The organism is Roseibium sp. (assembly GCF_965233565.1).
GTDB lineage: Bacteria > Pseudomonadota > Alphaproteobacteria > Rhizobiales > Stappiaceae > Roseibium.
The window spans coordinates 1,225,771-1,241,738 of record NZ_OZ247494.1 but is presented as its reverse complement, the minus strand read 5'-3'; the positions used below and the strand labels follow the sequence as shown (position 1 = coordinate 1,241,738).

General features: G+C 60.3%; 13 protein-coding genes. 9 read left to right on the top strand and 4 right to left on the bottom strand.

Annotated elements, in window-relative coordinates; all coding sequences use genetic code 11:
* Positions 1 to 139: 139 nt before the first annotated feature.
* On the top strand, positions 140 to 3,877 hold the full coding sequence (locus tag ACO6TG_RS05940) for a tetratricopeptide repeat protein (RefSeq protein WP_422377326.1): 3,738 nt from the start codon (positions 140 to 142) through the stop codon (positions 3,875 to 3,877).
* A gap of 83 nt (positions 3,878 to 3,960) precedes the next feature.
* On the opposite strand, the gene ilvC is transcribed toward ACO6TG_RS05940, so the two are convergent.
* Complete coding sequence (ilvC, locus tag ACO6TG_RS05935) at positions 3,961 to 4,980, bottom strand: ketol-acid reductoisomerase (RefSeq protein WP_094071630.1); 1,020 nt, start codon at positions 4,978 to 4,980, stop codon at positions 3,961 to 3,963.
* Between the two features lie 98 nt (positions 4,981 to 5,078).
* Entirely contained in the window at positions 5,079 to 5,729 is a 651-nt protein-coding gene (locus ACO6TG_RS05930; RefSeq protein WP_094071629.1) for a TetR/AcrR family transcriptional regulator, read from the bottom strand.
* 320 nt (positions 5,730 to 6,049) lie between these two features.
* On the opposite strand from ACO6TG_RS05930, the gene ACO6TG_RS05925 reads away from it, so the two are divergent.
* From ACO6TG_RS05925 to ACO6TG_RS05915, 3 genes are all read left to right on the top strand, one after another.
* Positions 6,050 to 6,442 carry a L,D-transpeptidase gene (locus ACO6TG_RS05925; protein WP_422377325.1) on the top strand — a complete coding sequence of 131 codons (393 nt, stop codon included), beginning with the start codon at positions 6,050 to 6,052 and terminating at the stop codon, positions 6,440 to 6,442.
* 241 nt (positions 6,443 to 6,683) lie between these two features.
* Positions 6,684 to 8,657: a putative bifunctional diguanylate cyclase/phosphodiesterase gene (locus ACO6TG_RS05920; protein WP_422377324.1), complete on the top strand. Its 1,974-nt coding sequence runs from the start codon at positions 6,684 to 6,686 to the stop codon at positions 8,655 to 8,657.
* Between the two features lie 113 nt (positions 8,658 to 8,770).
* A complete protein-coding gene (locus ACO6TG_RS05915; protein WP_422377323.1) occupies positions 8,771 to 9,214 on the top strand; it encodes a hypothetical protein in 444 nt (147 codons plus the stop codon).
* A 36-nt stretch (positions 9,215 to 9,250) separates the two neighbouring features.
* On the opposite strand, the gene ACO6TG_RS05910 is transcribed toward ACO6TG_RS05915, so the two are convergent.
* Positions 9,251 to 10,147 carry a LysR substrate-binding domain-containing protein gene (locus tag ACO6TG_RS05910; RefSeq protein WP_422377322.1) on the bottom strand — a complete coding sequence of 299 codons (897 nt, stop codon included), beginning with the start codon at positions 10,145 to 10,147 and terminating at the stop codon, positions 9,251 to 9,253.
* A gap of 167 nt (positions 10,148 to 10,314) precedes the next feature.
* Here ACO6TG_RS05910 and ACO6TG_RS05905 point away from each other — a divergent pair, with 167 nt between their 5' ends.
* The 5 genes from ACO6TG_RS05905 (at position 10,315) to ACO6TG_RS05885 (ending at position 14,838) form a co-directional block, all read left to right on the top strand.
* Positions 10,315 to 11,445, top strand: coding sequence for a TauD/TfdA family dioxygenase (locus ACO6TG_RS05905; RefSeq protein ID WP_422377321.1), 1,131 nt, complete (start codon positions 10,315 to 10,317; stop codon positions 11,443 to 11,445).
* Positions 11,442 to 12,212, top strand: a complete 771-nt coding sequence (locus ACO6TG_RS05900) for a class II aldolase/adducin family protein (RefSeq protein ID WP_422377320.1) — start codon at positions 11,442 to 11,444, stop codon at positions 12,210 to 12,212. Before ACO6TG_RS05905 ends, ACO6TG_RS05900 begins: the two co-directional genes overlap by 4 nt.
* 409 nt (positions 12,213 to 12,621) lie before the next feature.
* Positions 12,622 to 13,302, top strand: coding sequence for a DUF998 domain-containing protein (locus ACO6TG_RS05895; protein WP_422377319.1), 681 nt, complete (start codon positions 12,622 to 12,624; stop codon positions 13,300 to 13,302).
* A gap of 226 nt (positions 13,303 to 13,528) precedes the next feature.
* Entirely contained in the window at positions 13,529 to 14,122 is a 594-nt protein-coding gene (locus ACO6TG_RS05890; RefSeq protein WP_198338394.1) for a DJ-1/PfpI family protein, read from the top strand.
* Between the two features lie 365 nt (positions 14,123 to 14,487).
* Complete coding sequence (locus ACO6TG_RS05885) at positions 14,488 to 14,838, top strand: ribbon-helix-helix domain-containing protein (RefSeq protein WP_094071621.1); 351 nt, start codon at positions 14,488 to 14,490, stop codon at positions 14,836 to 14,838.
* Between the two features lie 3 nt (positions 14,839 to 14,841).
* Here the strand turns inward: ACO6TG_RS05885 and ACO6TG_RS05880 are convergent, their stop codons facing one another.
* The gene (locus ACO6TG_RS05880; protein ID WP_422377318.1) at positions 14,842 to 15,942 is read right to left on the bottom strand and encodes an NAD(P)/FAD-dependent oxidoreductase; all 1,101 of its coding nucleotides are present in this window, start codon (positions 15,940 to 15,942) and stop codon (positions 14,842 to 14,844) included.
* Positions 15,943 to 15,968 lie beyond the last annotated feature (26 nt).

Genomic DNA, 15,968 nt, shown 5'->3' with positions numbered 1-15,968 from the left:
GTTGTTTCGCAGGCGTGCCCGCGCTATGAGGAACCTGCAAGAGGCCACTGAAATTCAGTGACAAATGGTGTTTGTTTCGAGCGGGAAACAGGGCAGGCCATCTGCTGTTGCATGGTCGTCTCGCCTTGTTGGGTGGAATATGAAATCGATTGGACTTGCTGCTCTCCTCGTCTTGCTGCCGATGTTGCCCGCGCATGCCGTGTCGGGAAAGGACGGAGGGCGCGAACTCGGTCGTGGTGAGCTGAGCCTGAGGCAGGGGCTTTCCGCGCCGGGCCATTTTGCACGCCAGTCTCCTGGAAACATTCCCGACGCGCGGGAACTGGAAAAACTGCTGGCGCGTGAGGCTGCCGAGGATCCGGAGGACCTTTACCGTCTCGGGCTCGCCTATGAGAGTTCGGCGCTCTGGAAGCCGGACTATCAGAAGGCGTTTTCGTATTTCCAGCGGTCCGAAGCGCTGGGCTATCCCTATGCCAAGGCACAGCTCGGCTACTATTACGAAACCGGTCTTGCAGGCGTTCAGGACTACAAGAAGGCCGTCTCCTATTACCAGGAAGGTGCGGATTTCGGTGACAGCTGGGCAGGGCTCCGGCTCGGATACCTTTACTTGGACGGAAACGGCGTCCGCAAAACGGACAGTCAGGCCTATTTCTGGATCGACTGGGCCCGCAAGGGTGGCGTTCCGGAGGCCACCGCTGCGCTCGGCTGGTTGCATGAAAACGGAATCGGCACCGAAACCGACATGGATCAGGCGGCCCGTCTTTACCGGCAGGCAGGTGAAGAAGGCGCCGCGAACGCCTGGGTCCTGCTTGGGCTTCTGCATGAACATGGAGAGCTGGGGCAAAAGGATCCGGCGAAGGCCGTCGAGCTTTACAGAAAGGCTGCCGAGCAGGGCAATGCCATGGGCAAGCACCATCTTGGCACGATGTATTACTGGGGTATTGGCGTTGAAGAAGACCGCACGCAGGCGGTTTCCCTGTACAGGGCAGCCAGCGAAGAGGGCTACGCCAGGGCCCATATCTCGTTGGGTCTTGCCTATGAACAAGGCTTAGGCGTCGCTCAGGATTTCGCCAAGGCGGCGGACCAGTACCGGCAGGCTCTTGAAGAGGAGCGTTATCCGCGTGCGCTTGCCTATCTGGCCTGGCTCTACCAGGAGGGAAAGGGCGTCAAACAGGACCTGACGGAGGCCAGATCTCTCTACGAAGAAGCGTCGGCCAAAGGCGAGCCATTTGCAAAAACCGAGCTTGGCCTGGCTTACGTAAACGGGTCTCAGATGACCGGACGTGATGTCGATGCCGGGCGCAGGCTGTTAAGGGAGGCGGCCGAAAACAACCATTCATCGGCGATCCTCGCCCTGGCGGACATGTATGAACGAGGCATTGGCGTTGCAGCGGATGCCGTTGAAGCGATCCGGTGGTATGAAAGGGGCGTTGCCATCGGCGAACCGGAGGCAATGAGTTCGCTCGGCGATTTTTACGAGAATGGCAATGAGGTCGAGCGGGATTTCAGCCGGGCGTTCGAGCTCTACCAACAGGCTCTCGATGCGGGGTATCAGCGCGCCCTGATCGACCTCGGCGTTCTTTATACCAATGATGCCTGGTCAGGCCGCGACTATGACAAGGCGCTTGACTATCTGGAGAAGGCGCACGGCGCGGAGGTCGACGTCGCCGCGATGATCCTGGGACAGGCCTATTTCGATGGCGACTGGCTTGAAGAAGATCTGACGCGTGCACGCAGCTATTTGCAGGAAGCATCAGAGAACGGGTACTGGCTGGCGTCGTCCTATCTCGGTTACCTGGAAGAGGAAGGACTTGGCGGTCCGCAGGACATGAAAAATGCTCTGCGCCACTATGAGACGGCCGCCAGCGGCGACAGTCTTTTTGCAGCGCGGCGGCTGATGGTGATTTTTTCCGCCAGTGACGCCACTTCAGAAAACGAGGCAAAGGCGTTGAAATGGCAGATCCGGGCAGGTGAACTGGGCGATGCTGCCCTGGCCTTTAAGGCGGCCGAAACGCTTTTTCACGATCCGCTTCACCGGGATCTCGGCAAGGCGTCCGAGCTTTACCGGATTGCCGCAGACGACGGCAATCTGGACGCCTCGGTGAAATGGGCTCGGATGCAGATCCTGGGGGAGGTGCCGGGGGCAGACTATTTTGCCGGTATCTATGAACTCAGCGAACAGGCGAAGGAGAAACCGCTCTCTTTGCTCGGAGCTTTCTCCTGGATGACAGATCAGGCCGAAGAAACCGCTTATTCTTCGCACAAGGCGAAAGAGCGAGACCTGTTCCTGGGCCTCGCGCATCTCTACAGCATCGTCCTGCCGCAGGATTTTGAGCAAGCGGAATCCTATCTGAAGAAGGTTGCTGAGGCGAAAGACTATCCGGATGTGGCCCCTTTTGCGCTGGCGCAGGTGTCGATCGAAAGGGGGGATAGCCTGCCGGTGGTGCAGGGCGAGATTTATCCGCTCCTGGAAAAATCCGCCGATCGTGGGATCCTCGCGGCACAGCTGCAGCTGGCGCAGAATTTTGACTATGGCTACTTCAGTCAACCGCACCACGAGAAAGCAGCTTTCTGGTACCGGCTGGCGGCGTCTCATTCAGATCTGGCGGCACGCCGGCTCGCTGAAATTGCGTTGTCCAACGATATTGAGGGCACTGACCCGCAACGCGCACTGGGCATGCTCGAATCCATGGCGGAGGCAGGTGATGCCAAGGCGGCCTTCAGCCTGGCAACGGCCTTGTCCAGGCATGGAGAGTGGCAAGACCTGCCTCAAGCCGTTCACTATGCTGAAAAGGCGGCTCGATTTGGCGAGGCCGACGCTTATGCTCTGCTTGGCTGGCTCAACCTCAACGGCGGCCTTGAAGATGGCAGCTGGCAAAAGGCGTATTCCTATCTGACGACAGGTGCGGACGCCGGCAACGTTTTTTCGATGCAAACGCTCGGAGACAGTTTTGCCTGGGGTATGATTGGTGCCCGGGATGTGAACAAGGCTCGCCATTGGCTGACGAAAGCAGCAGACGCCGGGCTGTCGGACGCCCAGGCGTCTTTGGGCATCTTGTTGACCTCGTCAGCTTTTCAGGACGAGGCAGATCTCAAGGAAGGGGTCGAGTGGCTGCAGGCCGCAGCACGCCAAAACGATGCCTATGCCCATTACAGTCTCGGTGTCGCCGCCTTGCGGGGCAGGGGCCTTGAGCGCGATCCGATTGGTGCCAAACACTATTTTCAGATGACCTGGCAGCTGGATTCGGCAGTCGGCAATGTGGCTCTTGGCGACTATTACTATTATGGCGGTGAGGGAAAGCCTGACTACCCCAAGGCCAGGGATCACTACCTGATGGCTGCCGGGTACGGCAATCACAATGGCAGGCTCTATTCGGCATGGCTGTTTCGGTACGGGATCGGCGTTGAAGCAGATCCGGCGCGGGCAGCGGATCTGCTGCGCACGAACTCGGATGAAGGCGACCTTCTGTCCATGGTCGAGCTGGCCAAGCTCTATCGGGACGGTGCCGGGGTCTCCCGGGATCGCGACAAGGCCCTGGACCTTTTGCGGCAAGCCAGAAGACGAGGGTCTGCCCAGGCCGCAGCCCAGATCGGCTGGATGACTTTGAAGGGCCTGGGCGTGGACCAGGATGTCGAAACCGGGCTGAAGGCCATTGAAGAGGCCGCGGGACAAGAGGTGCCGGACGCTCTTTATCTGCAGGCCAAGGTGCTAGAAGAAGGCATTCACCTGCCGCAAGATCTCGATCGGGCAATTGAGCTTTATAAACGGGCTGCCGATTACGAGAACTATCCGGCCTTTGAGGCCTTGAGGCGACTGAACATCGACTATCAGGCTCTGGGCGGTGGTACACCCCTGAAATACAGGATCCTGGAGAACTGATTCCTTGCGGACAGGCCCTTGAATGAAAAACCCCGCCGGAAACCGGCGGGGTTCTGTCTTGTGGCTGATGGGGCGCCTTGAGCTTAGTTCTTGGTCTTGTCGACGAGGGCGTTGGACTTGATCCACGGCATCATGCCGCGCAGCTTTTCGCCGACTTCCTCGATCTGGTGACGGTCGTTGAGGCGGCGGGTTGCCTTGAACTTGGCAGCGCCGGCCCGGTATTCCTGCATCCAGTCGGAGGTGAACTTGCCGGTCTGGATGTCGGTCAGGACGCGCTTCATCTCCGCCTTGGTTTCAGCCGTCACGATGCGCGGACCGGTGACATACTCGCCCCATTCCGCGGTGTTGGAGATGGAGTAGTTCATGTTGGCGATGCCGCCTTCGTAGATCAGGTCCACGATCAGCTTCACTTCGTGCAGGCACTCGAAATAGGCCATTTCCGGCGCGTAACCGGCTTCGACCAGGGTTTCGAAACCGGCGCGGATCAGCTCGACCAAACCGCCGCACAGAACGGCCTGTTCGCCGAAGAGATCGGTTTCGCACTCTTCCTGGAAGGTGGTCTCGATGATGCCGGAGCGGCCGCCGCCAACGCCGCAGGCGTAGGAGAGGCCAAGGTCAAGGGCGTTGCCGGAAGCGTCCTGGTGAACGGCGACCAGGCACGGCACGCCGCCGCCCTTCTGGTATTCGCCGCGCACGGTGTGGCCCGGGCCTTTCGGTGCGACCATGAGGACGTCAACAGAGGCCTTCGGCTCGATCAGGCCGAAGTGGACGTTGAGGCCGTGGGCAAAGGCGATGGCTGCGCCGTCGCGGATGTTGCCGGCAATGTGGTCCTTGTAGATGTCGGCCTGGAGTTCGTCCGGGGTGGCCATCATCATCAGGTCGGCCCAACCGGCAGCTTCTGCCACGGTCATGACCTTGAAGCCGTCGGCTTCGGCCTTCAGCGCAGTGGTGGACCCGGCGCGCAGCGCAACCGCAATCTCGGTGCAGCCGCTGTCCTTCAGGTTCATGGCATGGGCACGGCCCTGGGAGCCGTAGCCGATGATGGCGACTTTCTTGGATTTGATCAGGTTGAGATCAGCATCACGATCGTAATAAACGCGCATGGGTTCCTTTCTCCCGTCTGCAGTTCGTTTGTTCAGGCGCCGGGGTTTTGCCCGGTCGTGTTTGTTGAGGTGTTCCCCAGTGGCACCGGCTGGAAGCGTCAGGCTCCGAACAGCCGGTAAAAGCGGTCGACGGCCGTTTCGGCCTGGGATTTCAGATCCTTCTCGGCCGGGCTGGCGGCCTCACCGAGAAGAAGGCGGATATGGACGTCCCGGATCGCCAGGCCATAGAGCACCTGGTAGGCATCCTCGGAATCGTCGAATTTCAAGAGCCCGTGGCGGCGGCCGCTGTCGAGCATGGCGCGGGCACGGGTGGAAATCATGTGCTTGCCGCGCACCAGCAGAAGCTGGCCGAGACGGTTGGAATTGGTGTTGCTCTGACCAATGGACAGGCGGTTCAAAGCCAGCGAACTTTCGGAAAAGAGGACGCCGAGCAGGGCTTCGACAAAGGCGGTGACATGGGCCCGGAACGTCTCGGCATCGGCGGTTGCGCCGGTCTCGGACGGGAACTGGACCTGGCTGGCCTGGAAGGCGACAACGGCGGCCAGCAGCCCGTCCCGGTCGCCGAACCACTTGTAAAGGCTTTCCTTGGAACAGCTGGCGGTGCGCGCCAGGCCCGCAGTCGTCAGAGCCTTTTCCCCGCCTTCGACCAGAAGCGTCAGCGCGTGTTGCAACACCACCTGCTGGCGCGGCGAAAACTCGGGCGCGGCGTCCGGGCGGGAGGTGGCAATGTCGAAGGCGGCTGCGGGCATCTTGGTCTGGTCGCTTGCTTGCGGGGCAGGTGTTTCTTTGGTGAACCGTACGGTACGGTTCGGTTTATGGCAAAGCTCGGGCGGTGGGTCAAGAGAGAATTTGACTCTTTTGCAAATGCGAATTTCCCTAGAGGTACCTTTGAGCCTTTTACGTGGCGTGAAAATGAAGGGGCGCGTATTCAGTCTTTTGTCTCGTCTTTTTAAAGTATTTGAAAGACCGGATGTCGAATATTCAATAGGAGATTATTGGAGAAAATTGAGGGGGTATTGATATGTCGATTTGTAAACATGTCCTGGTCGCGCAGTTGGTGGTCGGGTTCTTGCTTATCAGTACTGTGGCCGGCTTGACCGCGCAGAGGGTGACGGCAACGATCGACCTGTCCGAGCAGCGGCTCTATCTCTATGTCGACGGCCGACTGCGCAACAAATGGGCTGTGTCGACGGCGCGCAAGGGCTACCGCACGCCGACGGGCAGCTGGCGCCCGACCCGGCTGGAGCGCGACTGGCATTCGCGCAAGTACAACTGGGCCCCGATGCCCTATTCGGTCTTCTTCTATGGCGGTTATGCCATTCACGGCACCACGGACCTAAAACGACTCGGTCGCCCAGCTTCGCACGGCTGCATCCGCCTGCATCCGAAACATGCCGCACACCTGTTCAATCTGGTCCGCCAGGTGGGGCGCAGCAATGCCCGGGTTGTCATCCGGAAGTAGCGAGTGCGACATCAGATAGCCTGCTCAAGGCGGTATGTGTTTGCGTTGATTGAGGCAAGGCGACGGCAGTTTGTTCAACTCGCTGAAACGAGAAGCCTGAACTGTTTTTCATGTAAAAACTGACAATTATTCAAATTATTGAAATATTAGTTTGCCGATGTTCAGATACAGTCTTCAAAATGGTCCGGGTGTCCTTATGTTCGAAAAGTCAGGGAATGCGCGTATCTGGTTAAATCTGTCGATGTTGTTCGCATTTATTGCGGTCATGCTCGTCGTCGGCAAATTCGTGATATCCGGCGCCGTTGATGACGTGATCGAAGCCAATGCGGAGCGCAAGGCGGGCACCTGGGCGAGTTATCTTGTCAAATCGGTTCCGGATCTGCAGAACCTGATCAAGTCCGGCGAACCAACAGCGGCGCAGACTGCTGTTATCGACAAGGCGGTCCAGGTGGCCGATGTCTTTCGTTTCAAACTCTTCGACGAAGAGGCCCGCGTCGTATTGATTTCCGACGAACTGGACAGGCCCCTGGAAGCCGGGGCGAAGACCGACCACAACGGCAACGCCCTGACCGTGCTGACAACGGGCAACCCTGTCATCGATTTGCAGGATGGCCGGCAAAAGGACAACCGGCCGGATCTCTATGTGGAAGCCTATGTGCCGATCGTCTCGGCAGCAGGCCAGCCGATCGGCGTGGTCGAGGTCTATCTGGATCAGACCCCTGTCGCGGCCCTGTTTGAACGGAACTATCTCTATCTGGTCGGGGCGCTTGGGCTTGTTGTTCTTGCCAGTTTCGGCGTGCCCTTCGTCGCCTATGTCCTGAAGATGCGGCAGCAGGTCCGAACCGGCGAGAAAGTCCGGCTGCTGTCGTCTCGCGACCAGCTGACGGGGCTGCACAACCGGGCCACCTTTTTCCATAAGGTGAAGGACGCGCTGGACGCCGGGGATCTGGATCTTGGCAAGGCGGCCGTCATCTTTATCGACCTCGACAAGTTCAAGACCATCAATGACACGTTCGGTCACAAGGCGGGGGACGAGTTCCTGCGTCACGTCGGGAATGCGATTTCCCGCAGCCTGACGCCGGATGACCTGGCGGCGCGTCTCGGCGGAGACGAGTTCATCATCATCTCCGGCAAACGGGACATGCCGGCTGTCGAGCGTCTGATTGAAGATCTGAGAGAAGCCGTGAGCGAGCCGGTCCGAGTCGACGGCATTGCCCTGACCGGTCATCTGAGCATTGGCGTGCATTTTGACCCGGCTCCGGGGCTCGATCTGAAAGAGCGGATGCACAAGGCGGATATCGCGCTCTATCAGGCCAAGTTGATGGGGCGCAACACCTGGGTTCGCTTCACGCCGGATCTGGAGGAAAAGATCGCACGGCGGCAATTTGTCGAAGAATGCATCGTCGCGGGTTTCCCGCAGAACCGGTTCGAAGTTCACTATCAGCCGCTGATCGAGCAGACGACCCTGAAGGTGGTCGGCTTCGAAGCACTGCTGCGTCTCTCCGATGGTGACGGCAACTACATTCCGCCGGCGGAATTTGTCCCGATTGCCGAAGAGGCCGGCGAGATCGCCGCCATCGGCGCCTGGGTGCTTGATCAGGCGACGCGGTCCGCGGTCACCTGGCCGGACCACCTGTTTGTCTCCGTCAACCTCTCCGCCCGGCAATTCGAGGAGGGCACTCTTGTCGCGTGCGTGAAGGCCTGCCTGGAACGGTCCGGTCTCGCTCCGGAAAGGCTAGAGCTGGAGGTGACGGAAAACATGCTCATCGAGCAGGAGGACAAGATCATCCACCAGCTCAACGCCCTGAACGCGCTGGGGGTCTCCCTGGCCATGGATGATTTTGGAACCGGTTATTCCAGCCTTGGCTATCTCTGGAAGTACAAGTTCAACAAGCTCAAGGTCGACCGGTCCTTCGTCAGCTCCCTGACCGGAGCGGACAGCAAGTCGCGCCACGTGCTGGACACCATCATTTCGCTCGGTCACCGCCTCGACATGACCGTCACGATCGAGGGCATCGAGACGGAAGCGCAGGTCGAAGCGCTCAACAGCCTGTCCTGCGACCATTTCCAGGGGTTCTATTACGGTGTTCCAATGCCGGCACAGGAGCTGGCGCCGTTCATCTCGAATACGATTGAAACGGCCAGACGCAAGGGCGGTGCACACAAGCTGCGTCTCGCAGAAAAACCGGAAGGCCCAGCCAGGGATGCCGGTTAGGTATCGCGCTACTTAATTGTGCAGCAAGAGCCCCTACGCCAGAGGGTGTAGGGGCTTGAAAAGTCCCGGCGTTTGCCCACGTTGAAACGAGGCAAACGTCAGGCGGGCATCCGGTGTACGATCACAAGAAACGTCTTGAGTGGTTTGGAAGCGCTGAATTTGCGATCCGATGGCTCATTATCCCCGGGCTGTTATTTGCTGCAGCAGCAGCATCCTATCTGTACTTCTATTCCGGCTTTGCCGAGGTCACGGCCGTGATCACCAGGGTTGAGCGCTCCTGTGTCGCCAGGAAGTCGAACGGGACGCTGAAGTCGCACCGGGTTGAAACCAGGGACATTGATTGCACCCTTCTCGAAACGCCACTTGCGCGTGACCTGGAGCGCCAGGGATTTCGCTTCGATGTGTCCAGCGATATTGCCTTCAACTACACCTCGCCGGTGAACGGACGGCGGTTGCAGGGATTCGGAACTGTTGGCGAGGCAGATCTCGCCCCGGGTGACAGGATCAGGATCGGGGCGTCAACGTCGAAACCTCACGTTTATACGGTCGACTGGTAGTGCTGTCGCGTGTGCTTGGCCGCGCGGCTTACGCAGCTATTCTCTATCGGCTGCCTCTTTCAACCACTCCGCCAGCATCTCCGCCGTTTCCCTGTTCCGGCTCCTGTGCGACAGCACCGCGTGATAGGCGTTGTTGGGGGTGAGCGGCGGCAGGCCGGCGGGGATCAGCTGGCGGTTGGCGACATGATCGCCGGTGATGGCGCGCCAGCCGAGCATAACACCGTGGCCGGAGAGGGCTGCCTGGGTGGCCTGGACGTAATTTGAAAAGCGCAGGCCCTTAGCGGAGCCTGCCGCCTTCTGGCCGGTGCGGGCGAGATAGTCGGGCCAGGAAATCCAGCGCCGGTCACCGGTCTCCACATGGATCAGAAAAGCCGTGCCGAGGCTACCGCCGGTTTCCTTGAGGCGGCGGACATAGGAAGGCGCGCAGACCGGCTCGACCCTCTCGTGAAACAGCAATTCGACGGCGCCGTCCTCCCAGCGGCCATCGCCATAGCGCATGGCAATGTCCGTGCCGGGCGCAAGGAGCGGTGTTTCCTGCACCGACGTCAGCACATTCACCGCCACATCCGGATGCTCCAGGTAAAAGGCTTCCAGTCTGGGCATGAGCCAGTAGGTGGCAAACCCCATGGTGCAGGCGACCGTCACGGTTGCGCCCGTCGGATCGGCAAGGGCTCTGATATCGTCCAGGGCTTCGGTCAGGCGCTCCCGGTTTTCGACCACGGCCCGGAACAGGATCGCTCCTGCCTCTGTAAGGCTGGCAGGCCGGGTGCTGCGGTCAAGCAGCGGCGCGCCGATATGGGCTTCCAGCTGTTTCAGGGACTGGCTGACTGCCGACAGCGAGACATTGAGTTCTCCGGCCGCGGCCTTGGCGCTGCCGGCGCGCTGGACGGTTTCAAAGACCGTCAGCAGCCGAAGGGGTGGCAAGCGGTCCATACGATGCCTCAAGTTAAGTTATGGCTTAAGTTAAGTTTCGATTTTATCGTCTTTTCAAATCGCGTTCGCAAGCGCATTTATCTTTCAAGACCATGAAATTCATTCGCTTCTCGCATTCCGGCTTGTGGAGCCCTTGCGGGAGGTCTTCTTAAGTAAAGGACTGGACCATGCTGGGGACGGGTGACGCGGGTGTGCTGCTGCGCGAGCAGGGGCTTGATGTGCCCATGAGTGATGGCAAGGCGGCCTATTTCAATTACTACTGGCTGCGCGACAATTGCCCGAGTTCCTTCGATCCGGAAACCCGGGAACGGGTGTTTGACGTCTTTGACATGGCGGAAGCCCCGAGAGCGGCCTCGGCCGCGATTTCGGGTGGCATGCTGGAAATTCACTGGCAGGGCTCCGGTCATGTCAGCCGTCTGCCCCTGGACCAGCTATCCGCCTATGCCGGTGGCTCAAGGCGGCCCGACAATGCCGACCTGCCGCGCAAAGCCTGGTATGGCGATCACTACGACAAGATCGCACGCTTTGCCCATGCCGACCTGATGGCCGACAAGAGCCATATTCGCGACTGGGCTGAGGTCATGCTGACGGATGGAGTGGCGCTGCTGACCGGTCTGCCGGACACGGACGAGGCGCTGACAGATACGGCCGGTCTGATCGGGCATGTGCGGCCGAGCTATTTCGGCAAGGTGTTCGAGGTGAAGACCCATATCAAGCCGACCAACCTTGCCTTCACTTCCAAGGCGCTGCCGCTGCACACGGATCTGCCTGATGAGGATCTGGCGCCGGGCATCCAGTTTCTGCACTGCCTGGCGAACACGGTGGCGGGCGGCAACTCGATCTTCGCCGATGGTCTGGCCGTTGCCGAGGATTTCCGGGCGCTCTATCCCGAGGAGTTCAAGCTCCTGGTCGAAACCGATGTGCCCTATTTCTGTGAGCATGACAGCTTCGACATGCGCGCCCGCCAGCGCGTGATCGAACTGGATGCCCATGGCAACATCTCCGGCGTCACCATCAGCCAGCATCACGCGGACATTTTCGACCTGCCACAAAAGGATCTTGACCGGTTCTACCCGGCCTTCTGCCGCTTTGGCCGGATGATGCGCGACGACAAGTACCTGATGCGCTTCCGCCTGAACGCGGGCGAGTGTATCGTCTTCGACAATCATCGCATCGTGCATGGCCGCGCTGCCTATTCGGCCACGAGCGGCAGCCGGCACCTGCGCGGCTGTTATACCGATCGGGGCGAATTGCGCTCCACCTACCGGGTTCTTGCCGGGGAAAGGCGGTTCAAATGAGTGTCGTGACTGACGTTGCCTTCAAAGGGGCTGCCGACCGGCAGAGCGAAGAGGCGCTGCGAGAGGATCTTGCGGCAGCGTTCCGGATCGCGGTTCGCATGGGCTGGCATGAATCCGTCGGCAACCACTTTTCGGCCGCCGTATCCGAAGATGGCGCCACCTTTCTGATGAACCCGAAATGGCGGCATTTTTCCGAAGTCCGGGCCAGTGATCTCCTCCGGCTCGACGCCCATGACGACACGGTCATGGACGGGCCAGATGCCCCGGATGCCTCGGCCTGGTGCATTCACGGCACGGTGCACCGGACCAACCCCAAGGCCCGCGTCCTGTTTCACGTTCATCCGCCCCATGCCACCGCACTGGCCTGCCTTGCCGACCCGTCGATGAAACCGGTCGACCTCAACACGGCACGCTTCTTCGGCAAGGTGGCGGTCGATCTCGGATTTGGCGGCATGGCCGACGAGGCAGAGGAGGGGCGCCGCATCGCCGAGACGCTGGGTGACAAACCGGTGCTGGTGATGGGCAATCACGGTGTTTCGATTGCGGCCGAAACCGTCCCGGAAGCCTTCGAACATCTCTATTTCTTTGAGCGGGCGGCGGAGATCCTCCTGAAGGCCTATGCCAGCGGTCAGCCGCTGGCGGTGATGTCCGACAATCTCGCCGCCAAGACCGCCGCGGAGTGGGAGCCCTACAAGGGCATGGGGTATGAACATTTCGACTACTGGAAACGCCAGCTCGACCGGACCGAGCCCGACTACAGGGACTGAGGGCTGACTTCGGGGCCTTTGTGCGAACCATCATTGTCTTCCCGAATTGGCACTGCCGGGTCCGGGATCCAGTAGACGCAAGCGCCCGCAGCTCCAGCCGCCACAGGGAGTACTTGGTCCCGGATCTCCGCTGCTCTTCGTCCGGGATGACAACGGAGAGATTGCTATGTGGCACTGGTCTCCCGGAATTGCGCTCCGTCAGACCAACCCTACACTAACACTCTCCTCAACAAACAATCCCGGTAGCCGGTATGATGGCAAGACCAGGGTCCTGAAGGCTGTGAGGCCGAGGGAATCGACACCTCACGGCATACTGTGTCCCTGCCTTCGCGGGATAGGACCAGTTTCGTCCCCGGGTAATGAGACGGATTTGGATGATTGCAACCTGGTGGCGTGTTAAGCGTCGTTTATGGCGAAACTCAATCCTCTCATCCTGTTGCCGTTGCTGAGTTTTCTCTGGCTCGCGAGTGGCGTTGTCCTGGCGGGCCGTTACTATCCGGGCTACGATCATCTCGGCCAGTTCATGAGCGAGCTCGGAGCATCCGGAACGACCCATGGCGCCTGGGTCAATTTGCTCGTCTTTGCCGGGGCCGAGGTCTGGGTGCTGCTGTTTGTGGCACTGGCCGGAAGAAACTTTATTGGAAACGGCGTTGCCTTGGCCGGACTGCTGCTGCTTGCGGTCTATGCGTTCCTGCTATTGATCGCCGCTTTTTTCCCTTGTGATTTCGAGTGCCGGCCGGTGGAGCCGACCCGATCGCATCTGATCCATGTCAGTGCCGGAATGTCGGCCTATGCCGCCGGGCTCTGCGGTCTCTTCCTGATCTCGACCGGCTTGAGGCGGGACGGGCGCGGTGCAGTGTCAGACCGAACAGCCGGTCTGCTTGTTCTCGCAGGAGCAGGCCTGTTGGCCGGTACGGTTCTGTCGCAGGGCTATGCGGGTCTTTTCCAGAGAGTGCTTGAGGGGCTGCTCTACCTCTGGATGATCCGGATTGGGGTCGCGTTGTCCCGTCAGGCCGCGCAAGTGGATGTCACCCCGGACAAGCGCAGCGCAGATCCGGGGCCTACTCGCCGGTCCACACGCCAAATCTGAAGGTGCTTCTGAAGCCGGACTTGCCACACGCCATTTCTCTGGAAATGAGTGGGCCCCGGGTCTCGCTGCGTTCGCATGGGGTGACAATGAGGCAGACGCGGATTTTGCTGCCGCAATTCAGCGCTGGTTCTGACAAAAACGCCCTGTAGTACCCGCCTAATACCCGTTTCGTTTCTTTGCCTGCTAGCGTTCGTCCATCGCTTTTTGCCAAGCTGGAGGACAGAGCATGAGTGCGACGAAGATCCTGATGATCACCGGGGATTTCACCGAAGACTATGAAACCATGGTGCCGTTTCAGACCTTGCTGGCCATGGGTCATGAGGTCGATGCGGTCTGCCCCGGAAAGAAGGCCGGTGAGACGGTTGCCACCTGCATCCACGATTTCGAAGGTGACCAGACCTATACGGAAAAGCGCGGTCACAACTTCACCCTGAATGCGAGCTTCGCGGACATCGACGTGGCTGCCTATGATGCGCTGCTGATCCCGGGTGGCCGGGCACCGGAATATCTGCGCCTCGACGCGAGCGTACTTGCCGCCGTCAAACATTTCATGGACGAAGGCAAGCCGGTGGCCGCCATCTGCCACGGTGCCCAGATCCTGACCGCTGCCAAGGTCATTGAAGGGCGGACCGTCTCCGCCTATCCGGCCTGCCGTCCTGAAGTCGAGCTTGCCGGCGCCACCTATGCCGACATCGCCATCGATGGAGCCGTCACCGATGGCAACCTGGTCACGGCGCCAGCCTGGCCGGCTCATCCTGCGTGGCTGTCCCAGTTCAACGCGCTGCTGAAAGGCGCAGCGGCCGGATCGCTGGCGGCGTAACTGCGTTCAGCGGCCTAGCCGCACTCACAGCGTCATCCTGAGGAGGACCGTCCGGTCCGTCTCGAAGGATCGGCATCTTGTTCTGGTGTTTGTGGCCGATCCTTCGAGACAGCGCTGACGCGCTTCCTCAGGATGACGTGGTGGGCCTGGCGGAGAACGTGCACCGGTACTTCCCCTTCCACTTGTGGGGAGGGCAAGGGGGGCTTTGCCGCTTCTGCCAGTTGTTCGGCTTCGCCGAATACCCCCATCCCTGGCCCTTCCCCACAAGGGGGAAGGGGACTAGGCTGCCGTTCTGGCGAAAGTGTACGTTCCCCGTGCAGCCGCTGCCGGAACGATTACAAGCGAAACGCCCGGAGGAAACCGACATGTGCAAACTCTTTATCGAAGCCGATCCGGCGCTTTGGGAGAGCACCACGAAATCGCTCCGGATCGACGGCATGGTGACCTCCGTGCGTCTGGAGACCTTCTTCTGGAAAGTGCTCGACGAGATAGCGGCGCGCGACGACATGAACGTGGTGCAGCTGATCACCAGGCTGCATCACGAAAGCATCGATGCCGGTCATGATCTCGGCAATTTCACAAGTTTTCTCAGGGTCTGCTGCGGCCGTTACCTGGCCCTTCAGCTTTCCGGCGACGTGCCCACCGACACGCGCCTGCCGATTGCCGGGCTCGATGCGGACGACATTCTGGAGGCGGAAAGCGGGCGGGTGCACTAGCGCTCACTTCAGGCGTAGCAGAACCTCGTCCGCAATGGCCAGGGACGCGGTCAGGCCCGGGGACTCCATGCCATAGAGCGCAACCAGTCCTTCAAGCCCGTGCGCCTCCGGTCCATCTATGCGGAAATCGGCGGCCGGTTCGCCGGGGGCGGCGATTTTCGGGCGGATGCCGCTGTAGTCCGGGATCAGCGCTTCGTCTTTCAGATCCGGCCAGTAACTGCGGATGGCGGCGTAGAACGTGTCGCCGCGGGACGGATCGACCGCGTAGTCCTTTTCCGTCACCCATTCGACGTCCGGCCCGAACCGGGCCTGGTGTTGCAGGTCGAGGGTCAGGTGAACGCCAAGGCCGCCGGGTTCAGGGACCGGGTAGATCAGCCTGGAAAAGGGAGACTTGCCCTGCAGCTTGAAATAGTTGCCCTTGGCGAGGAAGGCCTTCGGCGCCCTTGAGGCAGGCAGAGCTGCCATGAGGCCCGGCGCGTCGTGACCGGCGGAGACGATCAGCTCCCGGCAGGTGAGTGCATAATCGCCGTCTTCTTCCGTCGAAACCTCGACCCGATAGCCTCCGGCCGGGTCCGGCGCGATCTGCGTCACGTTTGTGTTCAAAACCACCTGACCACCCCCGGCGCCGAGGCCGCCCTCAAGCGCCAGCATGAAGCCATGGCTGTCGATGATGCCGGTGGACGGGGACAGCAACGCGCCGGCGCCTTCAAGGGCCGGTTCCAGCTCCAGCATCTGCCGCCGGTCCAGAAACGCGAGATCCGTGACCCCGTTGTCTGCCGCCTTCTGCTTCAGGGCCTGAAGCTCCGGGATCTGATCTTCTCTGGCCGCGACGATCAGTTTGCCGAGCCGCTCGTGTTGAACGTCGTTTTCGGCACAAAAGTCATAGAGTTGTTGTTTGCCAGAGACGCAGACCCGCGCCTTGAGGCTGTCTGTCGGATAATAGATGCCGGCGTGAATGACTTCCGAATTTCGGGCGCTGGTTTCAGACCCGATCAGGCCGTGACGCTCCAGAACGAGCACTTCTCTGCCCGCTTGTGCCAGGGCGCGGCCGATTGCCAGGCCAATGACACCGGCGCCGATCACGATGGTTTCGATGTCTGGCATAGAAACCTCTGCTTGTTATCCCGGAC

What these genes read in the sequence shown, in the direction of transcription:
- ACO6TG_RS05940 (WP_422377326.1), top strand. Translation starts at nt 140, where the DNA reads ATGAAATCGATTGGACTTGCTGCTCTCCTCGTCTTGCTGCCGATGTTG.
- ilvC (WP_094071630.1), bottom strand. Translation starts at nt 4,980, where the DNA reads ATGCGCGTTTATTACGATCGTGATGCTGATCTCAACCTGATCAAATCC.
- ACO6TG_RS05930 (WP_094071629.1), bottom strand. Translation starts at nt 5,729, where the DNA reads ATGCCCGCAGCCGCCTTCGACATTGCCACCTCCCGCCCGGACGCCGCG.
- ACO6TG_RS05920 (WP_422377324.1), top strand. Translation starts at nt 6,684, where the DNA reads ATGTTGTTCGCATTTATTGCGGTCATGCTCGTCGTCGGCAAATTCGTG.
- ACO6TG_RS05910 (WP_422377322.1), bottom strand. Translation starts at nt 10,147, where the DNA reads ATGGACCGCTTGCCACCCCTTCGGCTGCTGACGGTCTTTGAAACCGTC.
- ACO6TG_RS05905 (WP_422377321.1), top strand. Translation starts at nt 10,315, where the DNA reads ATGCTGGGGACGGGTGACGCGGGTGTGCTGCTGCGCGAGCAGGGGCTT.
- ACO6TG_RS05900 (WP_422377320.1), top strand. Translation starts at nt 11,442, where the DNA reads ATGAGTGTCGTGACTGACGTTGCCTTCAAAGGGGCTGCCGACCGGCAG.
- ACO6TG_RS05895 (WP_422377319.1), top strand. Translation starts at nt 12,622, where the DNA reads ATGGCGAAACTCAATCCTCTCATCCTGTTGCCGTTGCTGAGTTTTCTC.
- ACO6TG_RS05890 (WP_198338394.1), top strand. Translation starts at nt 13,529, where the DNA reads ATGAGTGCGACGAAGATCCTGATGATCACCGGGGATTTCACCGAAGAC.
- ACO6TG_RS05885 (WP_094071621.1), top strand. Translation starts at nt 14,488, where the DNA reads ATGTGCAAACTCTTTATCGAAGCCGATCCGGCGCTTTGGGAGAGCACC.
- ACO6TG_RS05880 (WP_422377318.1), bottom strand. Translation starts at nt 15,942, where the DNA reads ATGCCAGACATCGAAACCATCGTGATCGGCGCCGGTGTCATTGGCCTG.